Consider the following 23,980-nt stretch of genomic DNA (forward strand, 5'->3'; position numbering starts at 1 on the left):
AATCATTATTTTTTGAGGGGAAGCTTTTATGAAAAAAAATCAAGTTTTAATCGGTGCACTTTTATGTTTGACAGCCAGTATTTCCTGGGGAGCCATGTTTCCAGTTGCAGAAAGGGCATTAATGTATATTGATCCTTTTTATTTCTCTTTTTTGCGATATTTAGCTGTTAGCGTAATTTTAGGGATATTACTTTTAATGAAAGAGGGGAAGGAGTCATTTAAGCTGGAAGGGCAAGGAAAGAGTTTATTGTTTTTCGGAACGATGGCTTTTACAGTATATAACTTTCTCATTTTCGCAGGTCAGGACTTACTGGGACATAACGGGGTAATTGTTGCTTCCATCATGGAATCATTAATGCCCATGATCTCAATTTTAATAATGTGGGTTTTCAAAAATTCCAAACCCATGAAATATAACATCGCCAGTATGCTCCTTGCCTTAATTGGGGCCATTCTTGTCATTACAAGTGGCAAATTATCATTCCTATTATCATTGAAAGATAGCATCATTCCTCTACTTTTCATTCTCATCGGGGTTATCGGCTGGGTTATATATACGATGGGCGGCAACCAATTCAATGGATGGTCAACACTCCGCTATTCGACTTTAACATGTATTTTAGGAACTTCGGTATCAGGAATCATTACATTATTTGCAAGTGTACTGGGCCTGTCTGTCCCTACAGCAGAGGTTATGCAATCCATTTATGGCGAAATGATTTTCATGATTATTTTCCCCGGTGCCATAGCCCTTTTAAGCTGGAATTTAGGCATAAAACTTTTAACGCCGATCAATGGAATCCTATTTATTAATTTAGTGCCAATAACCACGTTGGCCATCGTTTTCATCCAAGGAGGATCACTATCATCATTCGAATTACTGGGAACTTTTTTAGTGATATATGCATTGATTCAAAACAATTATTATCAAAGAAAAAACTCGCCTTCCCAAGTTGAGGAATTGAATCCAAGGAAAGTAAAGAGAATCGTTTAAACATAAAGGTACAAAACATCAATAGGAGGGCAACAATGGATTTATTAACGCTTATGCTAATCTTTGGATTAGCTGTACTATGGGAATTGGCAACGATTAATAAGAATGTGAAAAAAATGAATGAGCAAAATGCAGAATTAATCAATCTATATAATGATAGAAATAAAAGAACTCAATAAAATAGACTTTTGGCAATACAACGCAAAAAAGCCTCTCATTTAGAGAGGCTTTTTTGCATATTAGATGATCGTACTATTCACCAAGTTTCTTCCGTATATCCGCTGCTACATTCTTTAGCGCCTTTTTTGATCCCCTGTCAAGGTCGTGGTTCAATTTCCTTTCTTTGTAACTGACAAATAAAGTATTGAGATCATAGCCTTCAGGGTATAAATCGACGGCCTTTATTTCAAGCTCGAGCTTATTGGCGTGAACCTCCTTGAAGGTATCTTCGAAAAGGACGGTGACATCGCTTCCGCGGAGATCCGTTTCATTTCTGAAATTACACTGGTCATTTTTGGAACCCACGAACAAAAAAAAATAGTTTAATGTGAAAACAAGGGTAAGTAAATATGTGATTATCATTCTATATATTTGGAATACCAGTTTACCCTGAAAAAGGAAGCTCCAATTTCTGAGATTTTATGGGTTAAATAATTTACTAAAGGGGGAGTAAAATGTCATTCTTTAAGAAGGTATCTATACTAACAGTTTTAATGTTATTGTGCAGTTCACTAACATCTATAAGTGGTTTTGCAAGCGAAGAACCCATACTTGAAAATGTATTGGCTACAGAAAAAATAGAAGGAATTTCAACTAATGTTGATTTAAATGAATATGTCACACCTAGGTGATACTAACAACCTTTCAGATGATGTATGTATCCCTTTCTTATTTTATCTTTCAACTCTAATTGATTTTGATTGTTTATACCTTTTATATCTGCGTCTAGAGCCTAATCCTTCCTTCTTCACACGAGAAAGTAAGACAAAATTAAAGGGTATGAGCCCTGTTAAAACAGAACTCATACCCTGCCGATGTCGTTTTTTTACAACCTCCAAATACCATTTCATTAATTATCGGTCATTCACCAAGTTTCTTCCGTATATCCGCTGCTACATTCTTTAGCGCCTTTTTTGATCCCCTGTCAAGGTCGTGGTTCAATTTCCTTTCTTTGTAACTGACAAATAGGGAATTGAGATCATAGCCTTCAGGATATAAATCGATGGCCTTTATTTCAAGCTCCAGCCTATTGGCATGAACCTCCTTGAAGGTATCTTCGATAAGAACGGTGACATTATTGTATGAATCCTTTTTCTTATAAACGATCCCATATCCATTCAGTTCGCTTACCTTCACTTTGTCGCCGACTTCATATTCATACGATGCCTCCTTAGGAACGGCCGCTGGCTTCGCTTTTTTGATTTTACCTTCCTGGACACACTCCAGGTCATAGTCTTTATTGTCGATATATAGCTTTGCCTTTTGCAAAACCTTTTCACGCACATTCATTTTCTTCGCTATCCACAAGGCATTGCTTTCCCCGGATTGACCGATCAACAGCTTATACTTTGGCTCAAGTGTTTCACTATTGAATTGCATGGCCGCATTCATGAAATCACTGTGTATTTCCGAATAGCGCTTGATTTCACCATAATGGGTCGTCGCAACGGTAATGCAGCCCCTCTGATAAAATTCCTCAAGGATGGCAATTGCTAACGCGGCGCCTTCATTCGGTTCCGTTCCGCTCCCGATTTCATCGAACAGCAGCAATGAGTTATTGGTTAATGCCCCCATGATTTCCGAGATGTTTTTCATATGCGACGAAAATGTGCTCAGTGCATTTTCAATGCTTTGGTTATCACCGATATCGACGAATACCTGATCGAAGACGGCAAGCTCCGTCCCCTCTTTCCCGGCAACATGCAGTCCTGACATGACGGCCAATGTAAGGATGCCGATCGTTTTCAGGACGACCGTTTTACCCCCGGCATTAGGGCCGGTAATAATCAAGCTGCGATAGTCCCTACCGATTTCAAAATCCAAAGGTACGCTGTCTTGCGGCAAAAGGGGATGTTTACAGCCCTTTAATTTAATATAACCATGATCATTGATTTTCGGTTCGATGGCATCCATGCTTTTACTGAACTTGGCTTTTGCGAAGATCATGTCATATTGACTGATTAACTCGATGTTTATCTTGATCGGTTTCAGCTGTTCGAAAACCGTTCCGGATAATGTGGCCAAAAGTTGATACTCTTCCATCGATTCCTCCGCTTTTAAACTGGCCAATTCTACATTCAATTTCGTTACCGAGGCAGGTTCAATGAACACGGTAGCCCCTTTTGCAGATACTTCCACAATAGTTCCAGCCACTTGATTTTTATAGGAGGCTTTGATCGGGATGGTGTAGCGATCATCCTTTTTACTGATGAAAAATTCCTGAATGAACTCTTTATTGGCTCCGCTCTTCAAGAACTTATTCAGTCGTTCCTCTATTTTACCTTCTGTCTTGATGATTTGGTTCCTGATCCGTTTAAGATCCTTGCTGGCTTCGGAAACAACAGCATTTCCTTTGATGGTGAATTGGATTTCTTCTTCAATGCTCCTGAATTCAGTCATGGAGCGGGCGTAGGAATGCAGTGTTGGTGCAAAGAACTCTTTATCGGTCATGAATTTCTTGATATTCCTGCAGCCTCTTAAGAAGTCTGCTATCGCCACTAACTCTGACGGCTCCAAAATCATTCCTTTTTCCAGTTTGTCGATATGGAGGCCAATATGTGAAATTCCTTTTAAGGGAATATGGCTTTCCGCATTCAGTAAGTTCCTAGCCTCCGTAGTCTCGTTCAAACGATTTTTAACGACCTTCAAATTGCTGCTAGGCTTAAGCTGATCCAATAATGCTTTTCCTAAACCGCTTACGCAATGGTTTTTCACCATTTCCTTGAGTTGGATATATTGTAATTTTTCATAAGTCATTGTATTCATCTAATGATCCCCCTTGAATGAGTGAGTGATTAAAATTCCCGAATCCAAAAAATGCCCGCAATGGTCCCCCTACCTTTACAAATGAACAAGCCATTTGAGTAGAAAGCTCCTGCGGGCATCGGTCTTATCTATAGATAAGGACCTAAAATCGTTAACAAATAAGGCAGCTCGAATAGACCTGCGTACACAAAAAAGCATGATAGGACAAATCCCACCATGCTTTTCGTCGTAACACCTACATGTTACACGATTTATGGAAAAGGAAGCAGTCTTAAGGTAGGTATTCACAATGCATAATTACACTGTGAAAAAAGGCATACTTAATCCACTGACCAATCAGTGATTAAATACCTTATTCAACTAAATTAGTTGATACCTACTCCCGACATAAAACACCACACCTTTTCTTAGATTGGAATTAATATACCATATCAGTAAGAAAGAGTCAATTCATTTTTTTGCCGTCCTTCGAATCCATTCATGTAAAGCAAAAGGGGATATTGGCTTTAACAGCCATAATGCTTCAGTAACTCCCCTTTTCAGTGTCTGAATATTTACTTTAAAATTTGGGTATGTTATCCTTATATTAACATAAACTAAAAACAGCCCCATGCGCTAACATGAGGCTGACAACTAGCAAGAGTGGTTGGTCACAACTAATAACTCTTAATCAGAAGAATCAGAAGAAGAACCATTGCCATCTTGGGAGGATGAGTGGTTCTTTTTCATTTTCTTGGCGAACACAGACAGGATTAGACTGGTTGCTACAGCAACAATTATCTCTTTACCCATATCTGCAATTAAGTTCAATAAGAAATGAATCATGAGGTCACCTCCTTCCCCATCTATAATTAGATGGAAAAGCAAAACTGTGACCTTCCACTCTATCCTCAGTTGTCCCTCTATTTTATCATATCTTTCACATTATGGAAAATATATGTAAACAAATATTAGAGGATGTATTCTCCCCCTTCTACTCTAGAGTAGATTAATTCCCTTTATTTAAAAGTGCAGCTAACATTTGAACAATATCTCCTAAGTAACTAGACATATGATACGTAATGACGAAATGAGTCCGTCCTGTAAGTCATTAAGAATAGGGGATTATCCATTGGATAATCCCCTTTGCAGTTTAAGCTTCATCATTCATTATGAGAGGGACTATTTTCCCTTCATTCACGTTGATCAATCCATGGTCGGTTATTTTCAGGGCTGGGCTGACAGGAAGCGATAAGGTGCTTAATGACATGATGACATTATAATGTTCGTAGCCTAACGATTTAAGTGCATCTGTCAGGTGCTGAACCTGTTCGGATACGATGTCCATTGGCTCTTCGGAAAGGATGCCCCCTACAGGAAGAGGTATCATGGATAGGACCTTGCCATCTTCTACGCAACAGACTCCGCCTTGCTTCTTTATCACTTCGTTAGCGGCAAGCAGCATATCCTGCTTGTTATGGCCAATCACCAAAAGATTATGGTTATCATGCGAATAGGTTGTGGCAACCGCTCCCCGCTTCAAAACATCGCCGGCGATTAACCCGTGCGCCCTGTTGCCGTTTTTCCCGTATCGCTCGAATGTTGCGATTAAACCATAAGGGCTTTCTTCCCAGCATAATTCACCATTCTTCCCATCAATAAAATCATGGGTTTCCGTTGTGAAAGTGGAACCATTCTGCACGTTGATAATCCGGCACTTGCTGTGTCCATGCTTGTCTGAAATTGGGATGTTAAAATCGTTTTCAGTAAGTTCCGCTAGTTTCACACTTTGATAGAAATGCTCAGGAAATTGCCTTTCCTTCACTTCTTGCACATATGGCCGGGAAGATTCATAGACTAGCTCGCCTTTTTTGTATACTTGTTCAATATCAAATGTTTCCAAGTTGGATACAAGTAGAAAATCTGCCGCTTTTCCTGGCGCAATGGCGCCGCGGTCATACATCCTCATCCGCTGTGCAGGTGTATATGTGCATGCATAGATGGCTTTTTCCGGGGACATGCCCATTTGAATGGCTTTCTTCAAAAGGACATTCAGGTGTCCTCTTTTTTGGAAAGAGTCGGTCATGACGTCATCGGTGACAAAGCAGAAATGCTCATCCACCTGCTTTTCCTTCAAGTACTCGATCACTTCTTCAGTCATTGATTTTTCTTGAATCTCAATAAACATTCCGGCTGCGATCCTCGCATCCATCCCTTCCACGGTCTGGTGTGTATGATCTGAATTCACTCCGGCATAAATAATCTTTTGCAAGTCCAAGTCGAGCAGCTTTGGAACGTGCCCCTCTATGATCAGATTTGGATAGCGGGAACGGATATGGGACAAGATCCGGTTCGTCTTGCAATCCGGGTCGGATATGACCTCATAGTAATTCATGATCTCGCCGAGGCATATAATGTCCTCTGTTTGCATCAATTCATCTATGTCGCCTATTTCGATAGAACCGCCTGTCGTTTCCATCGATGTCGCAGGAACAGAACTCGGGATGGCATAAAACATATCCGCTACGCAATCTTTACTCGCTTTGATCATTTCCTTCACACCGGAAATTCCGAAAACATTGGCCATTTCATGCGGTTCCGGCACGATCGTCGTCACGCCGTTTTTAATTAACCCGTAGGAAAACGTGGCCGGCGTGACCATTGTACTTTCAATGTGGAGATGGATATCGATCAGACCTGGAACCATATACTTCCCCTGTCCATCGACGATTCTATCCGGCTCGAAGGCATCCAATTCCCGTTCTCCAATATAATAGAACTTTCCATCCTTGATGGCTGCATTCCCTTTAATGAATCTTTTAAAATAGCTGTTAAACACGTTGATATCTCTTACAAGCATATCCATTCGCATAACTTACCCTCCTAAGCTAGTCAACAAGCACCATCTGGTTTCTCGGAATTTCAAGGATGATTTCCTGACCCGTCCGGTAGGATTCCGTCATTTCCTTGTTCACAGTGAAATCCCCTATTGGCGTTTCAACGACATATTGATAGCTTCTTCCCAGATACGTACTTACCTTAACCCGGCCTGATAAACTATTTTCCAGAACCGCTCCAACATTGTCTTTTTCCCTAATCAACAGATCGTCCGGTCTGATGGCGCCTATTTTTCCAGTCGAATTGGTCATCTGTGCATCCTTGTGCAGCACAAATGAGTAGCCAGACTTATTCAGTTCAATTTTGCCTTCATGATCCGTCCGCTTATCAAACTCAATGAAGTTCTTAAAACCGATGAAGTCTGCGACAAATTTGGTTTCAGGATATTTGTAAATGGTGGCAGGGTCACTAAGCTGCTCGATGATCCCTTTATTCATGATCGCTACCTGATCGGATATCGAAAAGCATTCTTCCTGGTCATGGGAGACATACACAGTCGTAATACCCAGCTCTTGCTGGATACGACGAATCTCGACTCTCATATTCACCCTTAAGTTCGCATCAAGATTACTCAATGGCTCGTCGAATAATAGGATGTCCGGCTCAATCACCAATGCCCTGGCAATCGCAACCCGCTGCTTTTGGCCTCCGGAAAGCTCTTGGGGATATCTCTTTTCAAATCCTTTTAAATTAACGATTTCGAGCACATTCATCACTTTTTTTTCAATTTCACTTTTTGAATTCTTTCTAAGGCGGAGACCGAATGCAATATTATCGAATATCGACAAATGCGGGAATAATGCATAGTTTTGGAACACAAAGCCAAAATTCCGCTTGTTTACGGGCACTTTCGTATAGTCCTTTTCCTTAAATAAAAACTTCCCTTCGTTCGCCTGTAAAAACCCGGCAATTAAACGCAGGGTCGTCGTTTTCCCACAGCCGCTCGGGCCAAGAAGGGATACCAGTTTCCCTTTTTCTATCTCAAGATTGAAATCCTTTAATATATTCTGTTTGTTATAAGCTACAGATATATCTTGTAAAGTGAATAAAGCCATCCATCATTACCTCCTTTATCGTTTTGTGAAATAAGACAAGCCCATGAGCCGTTCTACTATAAACATGAAGAAAGCCGTTATGAACATGAGTAATACGGAAATGGCCGAAATGGTAGGATCGAAGTAGTTCTCTACATACGTCAGCATCTGGATCGGAAACGTACTTACCCCAGGGCCTGTCATATAAACTGAAATGTCTACATTATTGAAGGATTCCAAGAAGGCGATCATGACTGCCGCTAGAATTCCTGATTTTATATTCGGGAGGACGACTGTAAAGAATGTCCCCAATTTACTGGCTCCGAGACTCTCCGCCGCTTCTTCAATGGAAAAGTCAAAGTTTGATAAGCTTGAAGAAATCACACGGATGATGAACGGCAGCATGATAACAGTATGTCCAACAAACAGGGCCGCATATATCGGAAGCTGATAAGTTCCGACAATATAACGTAAAAATGCAAAGCCCAGCACAATTCCCGGAATTAATATTGGCGAAACGAAAAATGCATTAATCACGCTTTTCCCTTTAAAATCATATCGGCTCAATGCATAGGCAGCTGGCACTCCCAGTAACAGTGCCAAAAGATTGCCTCCGAGTGAAACAAGGATGGAAGTTTTAAAAGCGACCAAAAACATTTCCACATTAAAAATATTTTCGTACCACCTTAAAGAAAACTCTTCCGGCGGGAATTTCAAAATATTTCCGCCTTCAAATGACGTAACGGATATGATAAGCAAAGGCCCTAGTAAAAAGAGAAACACCAGGAGAGTAAACAGGGCCAATCCTCGATTTTTTTCCTGCATACACCTCTACCCCTTTGGATTTAATTTTTTTGCCAAACCATTCATGATCGATATGATTAGAACGGTCACGGCAATCATGATGGTGGCGACAATCGATGCCACTTGCCATTCGTTCAATGTAATGGCGTTTTGATAAAGAAATGTCGAAATGACCCGCTGTTTCCCACCTAGTAAAGCAGGCGTCGTATAGGCAGTGAAGCTCCCTACAAAAACAAGGATGCTGCCAATGACCAAACCTGGAACCGAAAGCGGAATGATCACTTTTGAGAATACTGCCAATCTTGACGCACCAAGGCTCTCCGCCGCTTTTAATAAATCCGTCTCGATGTTCTCCATCACTCCCACCAGCGTCACGATGATCAATGGCAGGAATAAATGGACCAATCCGATGATGATTGCAGTAGGTGTGTATAAAATATCAAGCGGCTTTTCAATCAGGCCCATGCCCATAAGCAATTTATTCACCACGCCGTTTTTACCGATAATCACCATCCAGCTGAATGAGCGAACCACAGGGCTTGTCAATAGCGGAAAGATCGTCAGTAAAAGCATGATCGCTTTTTTTCGTTGTTTCAGTTTTGAAATATAATAAGCTGCTGGAAATCCTAATAGAATGCAAATGATGGTCGTGAACAGACTCACCCTAAGTGTCGTGAGCAGTATTTCAATAAAGTATCGATCTTTGAAAAAATCGAGATATCCTTGTATGGAAAAGCCGCTTTCAGTAAAAAATGTCGTGCCAATCGTCAATAGGATTGGAATGATCATGAATATCGTTAAAAATAGAACCCCTGGCAACAGCAACAGGTATAGATAGCGTTTTTTCACCTCGGAACCCCCTGTTCGTATTATTTATGAATTGATTATGCGAATAAACAGGTCGAAAAACGCTTCCGCATTCACGTCAAGACAAACATGCGCATTTGGCGGCTTATTCAGCCTATTTTGAAAGTCGCAAACCATCTGTCCGTCACAAATTTCACTTTTTGTTTCTACATCCACATAATATTCTTCTCTAGTGACAAGATCATTTTGCAAAGCAATGGCTACAGCTAATGGATCATGCATCGCACAAGCCCATATACCGTTACGTTCAAAATACCTTTTCCGATAATCGGATGTACTTTCGCTTATATAGTCAGCAAGTGCATCGTTTTGGATCAATTGGATATGGTCTTCATCCAATAGAACCTTTCTCGTGACATCAAGACCAACTTGCGTGATCGATTCGAATCCCGCCTGTAAGACGATTTTGGCTGCTTCAGGATCGACATACGTGTTATATTCAGAAGTTGGCGTGACATTGCCAACCCCTTGTACAACACCGCCCATGAAAATGACTTCTTTAACAAGCTTGGTGATTTGCGGACATTTTTTCACCGCTAATGCCAAATTCGTAAGAGGTCCCGTCATGACAAGCGTCACTTCATCAGGAAAATTCAAAATGGAATTGATGATGAAATCAGAAGCAAATCCATCATCAGGCTGCTTTTTGACCGGCACATCCTTCAAGGCACCGCCAATCCCGTCTTCGCCATGGATCCGGTGTTCAAAAAAGGGTCTCCTGATAATTGGGCTATCTGCCCCCTTTATGACTGAAATGTCCTGTTCATTCAATAAATCCAATATTTTGCATGTATTCAGTGTGGCCGTATCAAGTGATACATTTCCGTTCACTGTCGTAATCGCCAATATGTCGAATTGACGGCTTTTAACAGCAAGAATGATCCCGATCGCATCATCTATTCCAGTATCCACATCAAGAATCATTTTTTTCTTCATCAAGCACACCTCTTTTTTTTCTTAGTGTGTAAGTTCACGATTCCAACGGTCGATCCATTGTTTAGATTCTTGATTTACAAACTTCATATCTAACACACGCAAGCTGCTAATGACGTCATCCCCATATGTTAAGCCTTTCGCTTCCGTTTTAGAGAGCTTGACTTCGGTATTGACAGGAGAATCCACTTTCGCTTTCGCTGATTTTTCCTGAACTTCCTTGCTTAAGATGTAATTCATGAATTCCCCGGCCAATTCTTTTTGATCACTGGCTTTTACAATATTCACCGTATTCATCACTGCGTAACCGCCTTCTTCAGGTGAAATGAACTTAGCTTGAGGAACAGCTTCCTGTAAATCGCCAAAATACATTTCCATGATCGGGCCTGCAGCAATTTCCCCTTGCGAGAACATGTTTACGAACTCAGAGGTTTGCCCATATTCCTTTACCGCATTCGGCATGATCTTTTTCATTTGATCAAAGGCTTTATCTTCATTAAACTCTTTACTTCCGCTGACTTTTGAAGCGGCATCCAAAAACATCGGTCCAGTTGTTGATGTGATTGACGGGATCGTTATCTTCCCTGCCAAATCCTTGCTCCAAAGATCTTTCCAAGACGTAATTGGCTTATTCACTTCATCGGGATTATAAGCAATGCCAAATTGTGCAATGGTATAGGCTGGTCCAAAGTCCTCTCCATTTGGTGCTTTTGCTTTGTCGTATATATTATCAATATTCGGAATTTTACTGTGGTCAATTTTTTCAAATAAGCCTTCATCGATGCCCTGCTGTGCATAGTAGTCGGATAAATAGATAACATCCACATCACTATTCGCTTGGCGTACCTTGTTCAGTCGATCAGCATTATTTCCTGAATCAACGACAATCTCGACATTATGCTTCTTTTCAAATGGTGCGTAGACTTCCGGCCGGAAGAAATCATCAGCGAATCCCCAAGTGGAAACGACTAATTTGGCTGGTTTTTTCTTGCCATCCTCCTTTGAAGAGCATGCAGCTAAAACAAATGTGAAAAGGGATAACACCATCAATACGCTAATCATTTTTTTCATCATTCAAACCTCCACTTTCATATTGTTTAAAATTTCCTTTTTACTGATATAAATGTAAAAAAAGACAATCTTAAATAGAATTGAAATTCTACCCAAGATTGTCTTTTCTTTGTAAACAAAGATAAAACTTATCATTTGGTTCTATTGTGGCGTTCCCTCCAGATAAATCCGAGTGGAAATCCATTTATATGATTATATTAATTTTCCTTCAATACAATATTGGTGAATGCCAGCTGCGTCGCTGAGTCATAATCCCTCAGGACGGCTTCAATATCCCAATCCGTTTGCGTTTCCAACTTTTGTCTCAGTTTCTTTTTATAAAGCAGTGACATATGGAAGTCAACTTCCTGCTTCAGGCTGGGAACTTCACCCTCTAAAGCTTCAGAGCGCGGGGCACGTCGATGTTTGGCCTGAAATGTAATCACATTCTTCTCAATGGTAACCTTTAGCAAAGTCGTACCAAAGCCGAACAATTCCTTCGATACCTCATTATACATATGAGAAAGCAATTTCTTCGTTTCGTTAGAGTTTATCGGTAAGATGACTATCACCTGCCAAACTATCATTTGAGGTAATTATATATACTTTTTCAAAATTGCACAAGATAATATTCGGATTTCGTACAAAAAAATCTTTTTTTTCATAAAAAACGTACATTTACTTACCAATACACGAATTATAAAAATAAACAAATGAGGATTTCAATATATTCATATAACTTTATATCCAAGCCAGCACTTCTATTAATGAAAACTTTTTCAGAGAAATAAGCGCAAGATTGAAAACCATTGATATAACCTTGCATCGCATTGAAAACGCTATCACAAGGATTTAATATAGCTAGTATAGAGCGATTAAAAATAGAGAGTATCAAAGGGCTCGTTAAATGAGGGAGGAATTAATATGAAGAAAGCTTTTGAGAAAGCGCAACAGTTCGGTAAATCTTTTATGCTCCCGATTGCCGTTTTGCCAGCGGCCGGTTTATTGCTGGGAATTGGCGGTGCTCTTTCTAATCCAAATACAGTTGAGGCCTATCCTTTTTTAGACTTTGCTTGGCTGCAGGCCATTTTCACGATCATGAGTTCTGCAGGAAGCATCGTATTCGGCAACTTGCCGGTTATTTTTGCCGTAGGTGTTGCAGTGGGCTTGGCACGCTCGGATAAAGGGACCGCTGCACTTGCAGCCATGATCGGCTACTTCGTCATGAACAGTACAATAAATGCACTGCTTCTAATAAACGGGGAACTTGCCAAAGAGAATCTGGCAGGTGCCGGACAGGGAATGGCGGTCGGGATCCAAACACTGGAGACTGGTGTGTTTGGCGGTATCGTAGTAGGTATCTCTGCTGCATTTCTGCACAATAAATATAATAAAATTCAGCTTCCGCAAGTTTTAGGGTTTTTCGGTGGTTCCCGTTTCATTCCAATCATCGTTTCCTTCGCGTCCATCTTGGTTGGAGCCGTGCTTTTTATCGTATGGCCTTATTTCCAACTTCTCATTAACCAATTAGGTGCGCTGGTAACGAGCACAGGTACGATCGGGACTTTCTTTTACGGATTCATATTACGGATGCTCGGGCCGTTAGGGTTGCATCATATTTTCTACCTTCCCTTCTGGCAAACAGCTTTAGGCGGGACGATGGAGATTAAAGGGCAGATTGTCAGCGGGACTCAGAATATCTTCTTTGCGCAATTGGCCGATCCAACTACTGTCAAGTACTATGAGGGTGTTTCCCGGTTCATGTCCGGGCGGTTCATCACGATGATGTTTGGTTTACCAGGCGCTGCACTGGCCATTTATCACTGCGCTAAACCTAAAAATAAGAAAGTCGTGGCCGGTTTGCTTCTTTCAGCTGCCTTAACATCTTTCTTAACAGGCATTACCGAACCGCTTGAATTCAGTTTCTTATTTGTCGCCCCAATCCTTTATGTTTTTCATGCCTTGTTTGACGGGCTTGCCTTCATGATGGCAGATATATTCAATATAACAATCGGTCAAACCTTCTCTGGAGGATTTATTGATTTCACTTTATTCGGGATTCTCCAGGGTATCAGTAAAACAAACTGGGTTTATGTACTTCTCGTCGGCATTCCATGGTTTTTCCTATACTACTTCACTTTTAAATTCTTGATCAGGAAGAAGAATTTAAAAGTGGTTGGCCGTGAAGATGATGAACAGGCCGCTGTTACACAAGTAACGGCATCAGAGAGAACCCAGACCATCGTTAATGGATTAGGCGGACAGGAAAATATCGATATAGTCGATTGCTGTGCAACCCGTCTCCGTGTCACGGTAAAGGATGAATCATTGGTGAAAGAGGACGTCATTAAACAAACCGGTTCAAAAGGCGTCGTAAAAAAGGGGAATGGCATTCAAATAGTTTACGGTCCCCAAGTAACGATCATCAAAAATGAAGTGGAAGAATTCTTGGGTCATTAAGAACATAGATAACGATAAGGAAGTGTTAAACATGCAACAGGTGCTGGATCAAATTCACAAAGGCTTAATTGTATCTTGTCAAGCATTGGAGAATGAGCCGCTGCACAGCTCTTTTATTATGGGACGCATGGCTATTGCTGCCAAAGAAGGCGGTGCGAAGTGCATTCGCGCAAACTCCGTAGCTGACATAATGGAAATCAAGAAAAATGTGAACCTTCCTGTCATAGGGATCATTAAACAGGTGTATGGACAGAATGATGTCTTTATCACTCCCACCATGGCCGAAATTGATGCATTGATGGAAACTAAAGCGGAAATCATTGCGACGGATGCTACAGCCCGGGTAAGACCGGACGGTAAAACGTTAAAACAGTTTTATTGCGAAATAAGAGCTAAATATCCGGATGTTTTACTAATGGCTGATGTATCCACCATAGAAGAAGCAGTATACGCCGAACAGTTAGGATTCGATATTGTAGCACCCACTTTATACGGCTATACGAACGAAACATTTGGCCAAAAAATATATCAGGATGATTATGCTGTGCTCAAAGAGATAGTAAAAGCAGTAAAAAAAGCGAAAGTGATCGCTGAAGGAAATGTCATAACACCAGAAATCGCCCGCTCTGTATTGGATATGAATGTCCATGCAGTAGTAGTGGGCGGTGCCATTACCAGACCGCAGCAAATCACTAAAAGATTCGTGGATGCTATCCAAGAATAGAAAATTGCACATAGTAATGAAATGACCCAGACTGGCAATAGTTTGGGTCTCTTTTTTGATTCATATTCCTGTAGCCATCCGTTCCGGTTATTGACGTCCCTAATGGATACATTAAACTATAAAAGGTATACATATAAGTAATTTGAAATGGGTGATCAGATGGAATATCTAGCAGAAAACCTCATATATGGCATTGAGTGCAGTATGGACAAATTCACCAAAACAGAAGAAGAATTGGCCAAATACATTCTGGAACGCCCTGAAGAAGTAAGTCAGTTAACCATTAGTCAAATAGCTAAAAAGCTTCATATTTCTCCTGCAACGATTACGCGTTTCTGCCAAAAATTAGCCTTTTCTGGGTTTAATGAGTTCAGGCATGAGTTAAAAAGGTTCGTGGATCTCCGAAAAACACCGAAAAATATGAAGGACATCAAGCAGGTGGATTATTTCGCTAAACTGTACCAAGATCACTTAGGTATCATAGATAATACCTTTCATATAACCACATATGACGATATCCAGAAAGCGGTATCTTTCCTTACACAGGCAAATAGGATACATGTATATGGAATAGGGAGTTCGGGTTTAGCCGCCCAGGAGTTCAAATCCAAGTTTTTCCGGATTGGCTTATCTGTTGAGGCTATTACAGATCCCCACCAGTCAATGATGGACGCAGCTTTAAGTGACCAGAATAGTGTTGTCATCGGCATTTCCATTTCCGGAACAACAAAAGAAGTGATTCGCGCAGTTAAAATCGCAAAGGCACAAGGCTCGCGCATCTTGGTTTTTACTGGTGATAAAAATTCCGAGCTCTCACAGCTTGGTGATATATCGCTATCGGTCACCAGCAAAAATAGCCTGCATATGGGACAAAACATCTCACCATTGCTTCCACTACTATTACTTTTCGATTTAATATATACAGAGTTGGTTGCTAAAGATTATAAAAACAGGATAAGCATCAGGGAAAAGACTTTAAAGGTATTAACCGAGACCGACTGACTTTCGGCCGATCCGTTAAAACCATACACGAATTATACAAGATCCATTGGGTATTTTTTGAGATTTCAATTACGACTACATACAGCTGCAATACCCAAAATTTGGATTCACCCTTATTATATTCTTATAAAACGACTCCCCCCCAGCGCCCGTACAACTACAGCTTTATGATTGGCAGAAAACGGGGCAAATCCATGGTAGGGCTGAAAGTTATCAGTTTGTTTGATTAGCAGAACCTGACCGAAAGTCATTTTCGTTATTCATCATATAAAAAAACTGCATCTCCAATTAGTTAGATGTTACTAACAATTGGGGTGCAGTTCACTTTAAAAGACATCTTTTTTTTTGTTACTTTTAAACTAAATTCCTTATTACTGGCATGGATTGTTCTTGGAGGCTCTCGGAAAGAAGACTATACGCAACTACTTTATTCTTGAACTGTTTGACCACATCCACGTGGTCGTTGTAAATGTACACAAATAATCTAACATCGTTTTTCCCTCTTCTAGTATCAATTATTATTGGAGTCCCACTGTTCTCTGGATGTAAAAACAATTTCTCGTTCCCTGGGAATATATGATTTTTTTTCAAAAACTTAGCTTCGTTAAAATAATTAATTACTTGAATTTTGTCTTCACCTTCCAAACGTTTTTCATCAAAGGTTACGATTGCATTCGCGTCACTAATTTCTGAATGCATTTTAAATTTACTCATAATCCAATTCACTGCATCGGTTGGAAGACAGGTAACTAATAATTTAAGCAAGCTTAAGATAATTGTCAAAATCAATACAGGCAATGTCATTTTTGATCATCTCCGCGACGTTATAATTTAATTATTAAATGAAAGAGGCGGTCAGTTTTTCTTTGAAGTGACTTCTATTAACGTTTCATTTTTGGTTTCACAAATAGAGTTTGTCTTGTAAATCACTCGTACAAAACATGACCTTTATATACAATTAAGCCTATATTTCTATGCATTTTGATATACTATTATAATAATCATTCACGTGGTATCTTAGGCTAATTTTATTACGAAGTAGATGATGCCCACAGTTAATACTAGGGCAAGACCAATATAAATATAACTAAGGTTCAACAAATTCCCTCTCGTTGCTGCAGAATAATCACTATCACTCTTCCCCGTTAATGAAAGGGTGCCAACCAGAGCAACTAAACTAATGGCTACTACTAATATTACACTTATCGTCATGATTCAACGCCTCCCAATATTATTATCTATTTCCTTGAACCATTTCAAATTATTCCGATTCTCATCGTATATCGTAGTGTAACTACCTAATTTGGATGTCAAAATTATATTGTCCAAGTAGTTCGCGATTCGTGTTTACTGAGTAAATAAATTAGAACAAGCCTACTTCTCTATAATAAAAGAACAGCAAATTTTCGGACCATCCAATCAAGTGAAATTTTCACCATCCACTTGTTGAATTCTTTCGTTCATATACATAGAAAAGTGCAAAGCGCCACTGAAGAAATGGCTAAGATACCACGTATTGCAGGAACTCAGACCTAACTTGCTTCCTCGAAAAAGACAAAAAAAGGGGTTCGGAAAACTAACTTTCATCAAATGATGTTCCTGAACCAACTGACCCAAAACAACACCTTCAACTCCTCGGGTATGGTTACAATTTAGATGTTGATTTCCACTCCAGGCACTCGCTTTCCGCGGGCGGTCCGGGAGCCTCCTCGGCGCAAGCGCCTGCGGGGTCTCCCTTTGACGCGCTTTTCCCGCAGGAGTCTCGTACCTTACGTTCCAATCAACTTTTTTTAAACATATAGATGGAACCTCTTTTGTCGACAACAGGAATGTGCCATGATCGGCACCTTACACACTGTAGATAAACTCGATAATAATGGAGTTGCCTACAGTTTTTTTAATCCGTACTCGGTGCAGCCTGCGGGGTCTCCCTTGGACGTGCTCATCCCGCAGGAGTCTCGTACCTTACGTTCCGATCAACTTTGTTTTAAAATCATGGTTCGTAATGGTCTCATCCTGAACCATGATTTTAAAGAAGACCGGGTTATCCTTCATGTTTTTTTACTTTTTATGGATGAAACCCCATCGCCATCAAGCTAACCTGCCAAGAGTTAATTTGAAAGTGCGTTCTCTTTATTTTGCTACAGTAATACTAAAATTGTGCATGACAAAAAAACCTATTAAATAGGTTTTTTTAAAAAGTATTAGGCAACTTTGAGTTTTTGTGACATCGAATAATCATAGACAACACCTAAGATATCGAAGACCGTTTTCTTGTTATAACGATGACATTTCCGTCCGTTTTTCTCCAAAAGGTAAAACAAGACGGAGAAAAGTCTTTGATAGTTCTTGGGTGTCCTTTTGTAATCCTTGATAAAACAATAAATAATAGTCTTTTATCATATAGATAGATTTATATTCACTTAACTCCTTCTTTTTCATGTCTAAAAGTAACTGACGCATTTTAAACATGGTAGAGGAACAGAGTAAAATGCTAATCAGTTGCCCATACAAGTGACACTCTAAGCGTTCCCTTTTGATCTCTTTGCACTTGTCAATTTGAAAGAAAGATTTCCAGGTCTTAAATAGAATTTCAATCTGCCAACGTAACGAATACAGGTCATGGATATGTTCCGTTGGAACGTCTTCTAAAGAAAGATTTGTAATATATACGTTCATTCCACTTAATCGTTTGCTTCGGTCTTTATAGGTAATGCCCTTCTTCTTTTCTTTTTTTGCTTGTTCTTTCAATCTTTTCTCTGTTTGTGCCTCAGTTAGTCGATGAATAACACTCGGGCGGGTAGTTTTTGATACAGTTCGATGTATGCTTCTGAAATTTCGAGTGTTTGACCAGGTTGTAATTGATTCATAAGCTCTTCCGTGTCTAACTGAATAAAGAGAGTACCTTTCTTCACAGTCCCATTTCGAAAAAACTCTGGTTTATCGTTCTTACGATAGATACGAGAATTTAACTTCAAACGTGAGACATAGTAAGCACCTTCATCATTCATTTTCTGTAAGTCATGTAAGTCGAAATACCCTAAATCCCTTATGTATAAGTCTTTCGGTTGAATGATTTGTAGACTCGTTGAACCGAAGGTTTTATCATTTTCTCTCCCTTCTCCTACATAAACGTGAAGGAACTTCCCACTCAATAAGTCATATTCAAGTTGGATTTTAACACCTGCGGTATGGCTGCTTCCGCCAGAACCTTGATAATGTGAGGCAAACTTATCTGGAAGTTGAAATGTTGTAGAATCTAGGATCCGAATACGATTAAAAGTCGTGGAGTATGGGTGAAGTATTTCTTGTGTTGAATGAATTCTTTGAGTGAGAAGATTAGCTAGAACTTGTTGAAGAAACTGTACGGCTGAACCATTAAATCGTTGATTAAGCCCTTCGGAGCTCATGAGGACACCTGTAGATGCTTCGAGATGGCTACAAAATTGTGTGAGTGGCGTACTCGCAACCTGTTGACTAAGCCATACACATAAAGCAATTAATTCTTGTGCTTGATATTTACTTTTACGTTGAACAAAACCAACTTCTTTAGCTAATTGTTGTAGAGAAGACGGAGATAAGTAGTTTTGAAGTTCTTGAGAAAAGAGATTCATTTCGTCTGAAACAGAAAAACTCATAGAAAACGCCATCCTTCCTGTATATTTCTACAAAAAGAATAGCGTTTTTTTCGTTATGATGATACAAATTCACCTTAGCTTAACGGCCATGCGGTGGGACCCCTAAAATAGTAAAATATCGACTAATGTCTCATTATGGATGATATACTATTATTTTAATAAATTTCCAAATTATGAGGAGGTTATTCAATGAAAAAGGTACGGAATGGAATATGGATGTTTGTTACACTCGTTCTCATGCTATCTTTACTTCCAGAAATGTCTGTTAAGGCGGCAGCCGATCCGATCATTAAGGTTAAATTAAAAGGCTATCTTGGTAATAAATCCGAGATTACCGTCGAACCGGAAGTCACGTACACTACGAATCTAGCAAATGTAAAACTAGAATCGAACAAGAAGTATACGTTGAGGGTCAGCGGTACGGACATTGTTGTTCTGACAGATTCAAAAGAAATAGGCAAAGCTTCTGAGATTGAAGTGAAACCTGAAACAGGGAACGGTCCACTTTCGATTAATGGGCGTACATACTTAGGTAGTTTACGTTTTATTATGGAAGATGGGAAATTCATCCGTCCATATAACTCAATTGGTCTTGAAGATTATTTAAAAGGGGTTGTTCCAGCTGAAATGCCGGCTTTATGGAATCAGGAAGCCTTAAAGGCACAGGCTGTTGCGGCAAGAACCTATGCGATGAGCTACATCAACAGAACGCCCGATGACACAATGAGTTACCAGGTATACGGTGGCTACACTTGGCACGAAAACTCAACAAAAGCTGTTAAAGCAACAGAAGGTCAGGTCATCGGTTATGGTGAAAAACAACATATAGGTTCAGATGCTCTTTTTTCCTCTAGCAATGGAGGGAAAACCGAGTCCAACAATAATGTTTGGATTGGTACAGAGCTACCATATTTAATGGTCAAAGACGATCCATATGATCCGCAAACTGTGTGGAGTTTTAGTGTAAAAAAGCAACAAATAGACCTTGCAAATTTAGATTTGACAAAAGCAGATACATGGTGGGCTAATACCAAGGAAGCTGAACAAACACCAGTAATTTCTAATATAAGAGCATGGCTACAGAAAAATGGATATACCGGCAAAGACATTAAAATAACGGCTGTCCCTCACCTATCCCTTCACGCACTAACAAGTGGCGGCAGGGTGAGTAAAGGAAGTATAAAGATTGAATTTATGGTGAAAGAAAAGGGGAAAGCGCTACAGCAAAGTGTAATATTAGAAGATGTAACGGCTTCGAAAATTAGAGACATTATCGGTCTGGGCATCATGAAAAGCTTTTTAGTAGACAAAGTGGATACTGCAAGGGATGCGATTAACGTTTCAGGCAAGGGATACGGCCATGGTGTCGGACTTAGTCAGTATGGCGCGAAAAAGGCTGGCGAAAAGGGAAATACGTATCGCGAGATTCTTGCTTTCTATTATGAAGGGACAAGCTTAAAACAAGCTTATAAGCCCGAGCCTGAAGAAGTAGAACCAGTCAAGCCAGAACCGGCACCTATCATTCCAACGCCAATTCCAACACCAGCTCCGGATCCCGCACCTAAAGATGAAACAGCACCAATGATTAATAGTTTAAAAGCCCATTACGATTCTAAAACAAACCAAGTCAAAATAACCTTTGATACAAATGAAAAAGCGAATGTGACAGTGGAAGTTAAGGATGAAAAAGAGCAAATCATCGCTTCTCTTGTCAAAGGGGATCAAAAGCCGTCAGGATCGCAATTAGCCATTTGGGATGCATCAGAGGTAAGTAACGGTTCATACACCTTTGAAGTTAAAGCGATTGATAGTAGTAATAATGCAAGTTCAGCATCTGTTCCATTTTCATTAACAAAGCCTGACACAGCGGCTCCAGTTATTAAAAATACAAATACCTCATATGACTCAAAAACAAATAAAGTTTTCCTGAAGTATGAGATCAATGAAAAATCAAAGGTTACCGTTCAAGTAAAAGACGCAAAAGGCAAAATCCAAGCTACTCCGATCAATAATGCAGAGAAAAATGCCGGTGTCCAATGGACATCGTGGAATGTATCGAAGGTTATGAACGGTAAGTACTCATTTGAAATTGCAACGATCGACAGCAATCAAAATAAAAGCTCAGCAACGGTTCCATTTACTTTAACGAAACCCGATATAACGGCACCTTCCATTAATAATATAAAAACCTCATATGATTCAAAAACGAGTAATGTTGCTTTGAAGTATGAGATTAATGAAAAGGCGAAGGTAACCGTTCAAGTAAAAGATGCAAAAGACAAAACCGTGGCGACACTAACCAATAATGCTACAAACAATGCCGGTATCCAAAGTGCATCATGGAATGTATCAAAGGTATCGAACGGAAAGTATACGTTTACCATTACAGCGATTGATCCAAGCCAGAACAAACGTACAACGACGACTTCCTACACTTTAAACAAACCGGCAGCGAAGAATATGACTGGTAAGGTCAATGCTACGAAGTTGAATGTCCGTTCCAAACCAACCACATCTGGGAAAGTTCTTGGCTCTTTGAAGAAAAACCAAATCGTTACCGTAATTAATAAGAGTAGCTCTTGGTACAAAATTCAGTACGGTAAGGGAACAGGTTATGTGCATGCAAAATACCTAACGAACGTCCGATAACGAAATCAATCAGTGAAAAGCCCTAATCAAAATTTGGTGAGCACTGAAAAAGACCATGATTTTTTAATAGTCATGGTCTTTTTCTATATATTTCATTTCCGATAGAAAATTCAGTCTGAAACAGCACCTTATTGGGGTCCCCACCGCATCGCCATCAAGATAAAAAATATAAAACACTCCAAAACGAAAAAAGAGCTACTTTTTCTGTAAAATTAATTAATAGAAAAAGAATTTTTTCGTTATGGGGATACAAATATATCTTAGCTTGATGGGTATGTGGATGAAACCCTCATTAGATTGAAGAAATTTGCGACACTCCTGCCGAATTACTGGCTAGCCGAGACACCACAGGCGCAAGCGCCGAGGAGGCTTGGCAGACAGTCGGCGGAAAGGGAGCGGATTTCTGAAATCAACGGAACTTTTTAATTAAAAAACTGCAGGCAAACCGAACAAGTTTGTCTACAGTCTGGAATCATCATGACTCTCTCTCGTGAATATCAAAGCATATGATTATAAACTTTTTACAGCCTCTGCAAACCTTTTGATGCCTTCGTGAATGGATTCCTCATTTTCCCTTGCAAAAGTAAAGCGTACGTATTCCTTATTTGTACCTAGTGTTGAACCCGGAACGTATATGACTCCTCTTTTGATGGATTCCTCCAGTAACTTTATTTCGTTCAATGGCACTTTCAGCTTACACCACAAATGAATTCCACCATTTGGCGAATTATAATCAACTTTTTTTTGCAGGAATTGTTGAAGACTCGAAACCATTGCATCCCTTCTTTTTTTCAGTTGGCCCCTTAAGTAGGCAATATGGGCAGGAAAATACTCTGAATCCAAAAAATCGTTTGCTATCCATTGAGTGAATGAGCCATGACCGAAGTCAACCTGCTGCTTAGCATCAGATAGTCTCTCTATAACTGGTTTCGGTCCTATAATCCACCCAATTCTTAAACCGGAAGCAACAATTTTTGACAAAGAGCTTATATACAAAACATTTCCGTTGTTGTCCATCGATTTAAGCGTGGAAATTTCTTCCCCAGTAAAGGAAGTTAAACTATAAGGATCGTCTTCTATGACCGGTATTCCATATTCGGATGAAAGTTCAAGAATTCTTTTACGACGGTTGATATGAAGGACAGTTCCTGTAGGGTTTTGAAATACAGGGTTCAAAAAGATCATCCTGATCCGATGTTTTTTATGGAGTTCCAGTAAATCCTCTGGGTTGATTCCATCTTTATCAACTGGTAAAGGAAAAATTCTTAGCCCCGCGGATTGAAAGATGGGAAGGTTGTAACTATATGATGGATCTTCCAATACAACGGCATCTCCTGGCTTTAACAAGCATTGGACCACCAGATGTATGGCTTGCTGTGCACCCGAAGTAATGAGTATAGAAGATGGATGCGTGTCAATTCTCCTATACTGTTTAACATGTTTGGTTATTGTTTCCCTTAAAACCGCATTGCCTTGAGGGTGATCATAACCTAAGCTACCAATGAAGGACCTATTAGAAATGATTTCACGTAAGGATTGGACTGGAAATAAGTCTTCTGAAAGTTCCCCACTAGCTAAGTTAATAAGGTTATGCCCTTCCGTCTCTTTACGAATTCTTTGGGTTACTGGCATATTGGGCAAAAAAGAACCCGCTTCGATATATCTATTCCAACTAGGTATACGTTTTCGGGTAATTCCCCAGATATCCTTGCTGATCATCGTTCCGCTTCCTTTTTTTCGTTCAACTAGCCCATTTGCTTCCAATTCATCATAAGCCGCAACAACTGTGCTTCTGTTAACTCCCAGTTCACTTGCCAAGAAGCGTTCAGACGGTAGCGGCTTATCCAATAAAAATGTTCCATCAGCAATGCCACTCTCGATGTAAGCTGCTATTTGTTTATATAAAGGCTTCTTGGATTTTCTGTCAGTTTTCCATTCCATAAGCTACATCCTTTAAAATGTT

General features: G+C 39.9%; 20 protein-coding genes and 1 pseudogene. 7 read left to right on the forward strand and 14 right to left on the reverse strand.

The features are described from left to right. Positions 1-28 precede the first annotated feature (28 nt). Together ACDZ29_RS05340 and ACDZ29_RS05345 are read left to right on the forward strand one after the other, a co-directional pair. Positions 29-994, forward strand: a complete 966-nt coding sequence (locus ACDZ29_RS05340; RefSeq protein ID WP_375090227.1) for a DMT family transporter — start codon at positions 29-31, stop codon at positions 992-994. 35 nt (positions 995-1,029) lie between these two features. Then, positions 1,030-1,173, forward strand: coding sequence for a hypothetical protein (locus ACDZ29_RS05345; protein WP_289326407.1), 144 nt, complete (start codon positions 1,030-1,032; stop codon positions 1,171-1,173). A 73-nt stretch (positions 1,174-1,246) separates the two neighbouring features. Here the strand turns inward: ACDZ29_RS05345 and ACDZ29_RS05350 are convergent, their stop codons facing one another. Then, positions 1,247-1,576 (reverse strand): hypothetical protein, encoded by a 330-nt coding sequence (locus ACDZ29_RS05350; protein WP_375090229.1) that lies wholly within the window; start codon positions 1,574-1,576, stop codon positions 1,247-1,249. Positions 1,577-1,668: 92 nt separating this feature from the next. Between ACDZ29_RS05350 and ACDZ29_RS05355 the strand changes: the two genes are divergently transcribed. Further along, positions 1,669-1,845 carry a hypothetical protein gene (locus tag ACDZ29_RS05355; protein WP_375090231.1) on the forward strand — a complete coding sequence of 59 codons (177 nt, stop codon included), beginning with the start codon at positions 1,669-1,671 and terminating at the stop codon, positions 1,843-1,845. A gap of 229 nt (positions 1,846-2,074) precedes the next feature. Here the strand turns inward: ACDZ29_RS05355 and ACDZ29_RS05360 are convergent, their stop codons facing one another. The 9 genes from ACDZ29_RS05360 to ACDZ29_RS05400 form a co-directional block, all read right to left on the reverse strand. After that, a complete protein-coding gene (locus ACDZ29_RS05360; RefSeq protein WP_375090233.1) occupies positions 2,075-3,979 on the reverse strand; it encodes an endonuclease MutS2 in 1,905 nt (634 codons plus the stop codon). Between the two features lie 666 nt (positions 3,980-4,645). Continuing rightward, the gene (locus tag ACDZ29_RS05365) at positions 4,646-4,804 is read right to left on the reverse strand and encodes a hypothetical protein (RefSeq protein WP_375090235.1); all 159 of its coding nucleotides are present in this window, start codon (positions 4,802-4,804) and stop codon (positions 4,646-4,648) included. A gap of 307 nt (positions 4,805-5,111) precedes the next feature. Continuing rightward, positions 5,112-6,830, reverse strand: a complete 1,719-nt coding sequence (locus ACDZ29_RS05370; protein ID WP_375090237.1) for an adenine deaminase — start codon at positions 6,828-6,830, stop codon at positions 5,112-5,114. 16 nt (positions 6,831-6,846) lie between these two features. After that, positions 6,847-7,911, reverse strand: a complete 1,065-nt coding sequence (locus tag ACDZ29_RS05375) for an ABC transporter ATP-binding protein (protein WP_289314963.1) — start codon at positions 7,909-7,911, stop codon at positions 6,847-6,849. A 15-nt stretch (positions 7,912-7,926) separates the two neighbouring features. Further along, the gene (locus tag ACDZ29_RS05380) at positions 7,927-8,715 is read right to left on the reverse strand and encodes an ABC transporter permease (RefSeq protein WP_289326414.1); all 789 of its coding nucleotides are present in this window, start codon (positions 8,713-8,715) and stop codon (positions 7,927-7,929) included. Between the two features lie 6 nt (positions 8,716-8,721). Next, a complete protein-coding gene (locus ACDZ29_RS05385) occupies positions 8,722-9,543 on the reverse strand; it encodes an ABC transporter permease (protein WP_289314961.1) in 822 nt (273 codons plus the stop codon). 24 nt (positions 9,544-9,567) lie between these two features. After that, positions 9,568-10,497 carry a nucleoside hydrolase gene (locus ACDZ29_RS05390; protein WP_375090239.1) on the reverse strand — a complete coding sequence of 310 codons (930 nt, stop codon included), beginning with the start codon at positions 10,495-10,497 and terminating at the stop codon, positions 9,568-9,570. A 21-nt stretch (positions 10,498-10,518) separates the two neighbouring features. After that, positions 10,519-11,565, reverse strand: coding sequence for an ABC transporter substrate-binding protein (locus ACDZ29_RS05395; RefSeq protein ID WP_289314959.1), 1,047 nt, complete (start codon positions 11,563-11,565; stop codon positions 10,519-10,521). 197 nt (positions 11,566-11,762) lie between these two features. Continuing rightward, entirely contained in the window at positions 11,763-12,131 is a 369-nt protein-coding gene (locus tag ACDZ29_RS05400; RefSeq protein ID WP_370016368.1) for a DUF2294 domain-containing protein, read from the reverse strand. 337 nt (positions 12,132-12,468) lie between these two features. Here ACDZ29_RS05400 and ACDZ29_RS05405 point away from each other — a divergent pair, with 337 nt between their 5' ends. From ACDZ29_RS05405 to ACDZ29_RS05415, 3 genes are all read left to right on the forward strand, one after another. Beyond that, positions 12,469-14,004: a maltose/glucose-specific PTS transporter subunit IIC gene (locus ACDZ29_RS05405; RefSeq protein ID WP_289334303.1), complete on the forward strand. Its 1,536-nt coding sequence runs from the start codon at positions 12,469-12,471 to the stop codon at positions 14,002-14,004. A gap of 31 nt (positions 14,005-14,035) precedes the next feature. After that, complete coding sequence (locus tag ACDZ29_RS05410; protein ID WP_375091105.1) at positions 14,036-14,728, forward strand: N-acetylmannosamine-6-phosphate 2-epimerase; 693 nt, start codon at positions 14,036-14,038, stop codon at positions 14,726-14,728. Positions 14,729-14,875: 147 nt separating this feature from the next. Further along, positions 14,876-15,730 carry a MurR/RpiR family transcriptional regulator gene (locus ACDZ29_RS05415; protein ID WP_375090241.1) on the forward strand — a complete coding sequence of 285 codons (855 nt, stop codon included), beginning with the start codon at positions 14,876-14,878 and terminating at the stop codon, positions 15,728-15,730. Between the two features lie 354 nt (positions 15,731-16,084). Here the strand turns inward: ACDZ29_RS05415 and ACDZ29_RS05420 are convergent, their stop codons facing one another. From ACDZ29_RS05420 to ACDZ29_RS05430, 3 genes and pseudogenes are all read right to left on the reverse strand, one after another. After that, a complete protein-coding gene (locus ACDZ29_RS05420) occupies positions 16,085-16,534 on the reverse strand; it encodes a YfmQ family protein (protein WP_375090242.1) in 450 nt (149 codons plus the stop codon). A 213-nt stretch (positions 16,535-16,747) separates the two neighbouring features. Further along, positions 16,748-16,942 (reverse strand): hypothetical protein, encoded by a 195-nt coding sequence (locus ACDZ29_RS05425; protein WP_061464872.1) that lies wholly within the window; start codon positions 16,940-16,942, stop codon positions 16,748-16,750. A 992-nt stretch (positions 16,943-17,934) separates the two neighbouring features. Beyond that, positions 17,935-19,368 (reverse strand): annotated as a pseudogene (locus tag ACDZ29_RS05430) (IS4 family transposase). 189 nt (positions 19,369-19,557) lie between these two features. Here ACDZ29_RS05430 and ACDZ29_RS05435 point away from each other — a divergent pair. Beyond that, positions 19,558-22,017: a SpoIID/LytB domain-containing protein gene (locus ACDZ29_RS05435; protein ID WP_375090244.1), complete on the forward strand. Its 2,460-nt coding sequence runs from the start codon at positions 19,558-19,560 to the stop codon at positions 22,015-22,017. 510 nt (positions 22,018-22,527) lie between these two features. On the opposite strand, the gene ACDZ29_RS05440 is transcribed toward ACDZ29_RS05435, so the two are convergent. Further along, the gene (locus ACDZ29_RS05440; RefSeq protein ID WP_375090246.1) at positions 22,528-23,958 is read right to left on the reverse strand and encodes a PLP-dependent aminotransferase family protein; all 1,431 of its coding nucleotides are present in this window, start codon (positions 23,956-23,958) and stop codon (positions 22,528-22,530) included. Positions 23,959-23,980: the final 22 nt, after the last annotated feature.

Origin of the sequence: Peribacillus sp. RS7, assembly GCF_041956845.1 — a bacterium.
Lineage (GTDB): Bacteria > Bacillota > Bacilli > Bacillales > DSM-1321 > Peribacillus.

Coding starts and splice junctions, on each gene's coding strand:
- ACDZ29_RS05340 (WP_375090227.1), top strand. CDS start 29: ATGAAAAAAAATCAAGTTTTAATCGGTGCACTTTTATGTTTGACAGCC.
- ACDZ29_RS05345 (WP_289326407.1), top strand. CDS start 1,030: ATGGATTTATTAACGCTTATGCTAATCTTTGGATTAGCTGTACTATGG.
- ACDZ29_RS05350 (WP_375090229.1), bottom strand. CDS start 1,576: ATGATAATCACATATTTACTTACCCTTGTTTTCACATTAAACTATTTT.
- ACDZ29_RS05355 (WP_375090231.1), top strand. CDS start 1,669: ATGTCATTCTTTAAGAAGGTATCTATACTAACAGTTTTAATGTTATTG.
- ACDZ29_RS05360 (WP_375090233.1), bottom strand. CDS start 3,979: ATGAATACAATGACTTATGAAAAATTACAATATATCCAACTCAAGGAA.
- ACDZ29_RS05365 (WP_375090235.1), bottom strand. CDS start 4,804: ATGATTCATTTCTTATTGAACTTAATTGCAGATATGGGTAAAGAGATA.
- ACDZ29_RS05370 (WP_375090237.1), bottom strand. CDS start 6,830: ATGCGAATGGATATGCTTGTAAGAGATATCAACGTGTTTAACAGCTAT.
- ACDZ29_RS05375 (WP_289314963.1), bottom strand. CDS start 7,911: ATGGCTTTATTCACTTTACAAGATATATCTGTAGCTTATAACAAACAG.
- ACDZ29_RS05380 (WP_289326414.1), bottom strand. CDS start 8,715: ATGCAGGAAAAAAATCGAGGATTGGCCCTGTTTACTCTCCTGGTGTTT.
- ACDZ29_RS05390 (WP_375090239.1), bottom strand. CDS start 10,497: ATGAAGAAAAAAATGATTCTTGATGTGGATACTGGAATAGATGATGCG.
- ACDZ29_RS05395 (WP_289314959.1), bottom strand. CDS start 11,565: ATGAAAAAAATGATTAGCGTATTGATGGTGTTATCCCTTTTCACATTT.
- ACDZ29_RS05400 (WP_370016368.1), bottom strand. CDS start 12,131: ATGATAGTTTGGCAGGTGATAGTCATCTTACCGATAAACTCTAACGAA.
- ACDZ29_RS05405 (WP_289334303.1), top strand. CDS start 12,469: ATGAAGAAAGCTTTTGAGAAAGCGCAACAGTTCGGTAAATCTTTTATG.
- ACDZ29_RS05410 (WP_375091105.1), top strand. CDS start 14,036: ATGCAACAGGTGCTGGATCAAATTCACAAAGGCTTAATTGTATCTTGT.
- ACDZ29_RS05415 (WP_375090241.1), top strand. CDS start 14,876: ATGGGTGATCAGATGGAATATCTAGCAGAAAACCTCATATATGGCATT.
- ACDZ29_RS05420 (WP_375090242.1), bottom strand. CDS start 16,534: ATGACATTGCCTGTATTGATTTTGACAATTATCTTAAGCTTGCTTAAA.
- ACDZ29_RS05425 (WP_061464872.1), bottom strand. CDS start 16,942: ATGACGATAAGTGTAATATTAGTAGTAGCCATTAGTTTAGTTGCTCTG.
- ACDZ29_RS05435 (WP_375090244.1), top strand. CDS start 19,558: ATGAAAAAGGTACGGAATGGAATATGGATGTTTGTTACACTCGTTCTC.
- ACDZ29_RS05440 (WP_375090246.1), bottom strand. CDS start 23,958: ATGGAATGGAAAACTGACAGAAAATCCAAGAAGCCTTTATATAAACAA.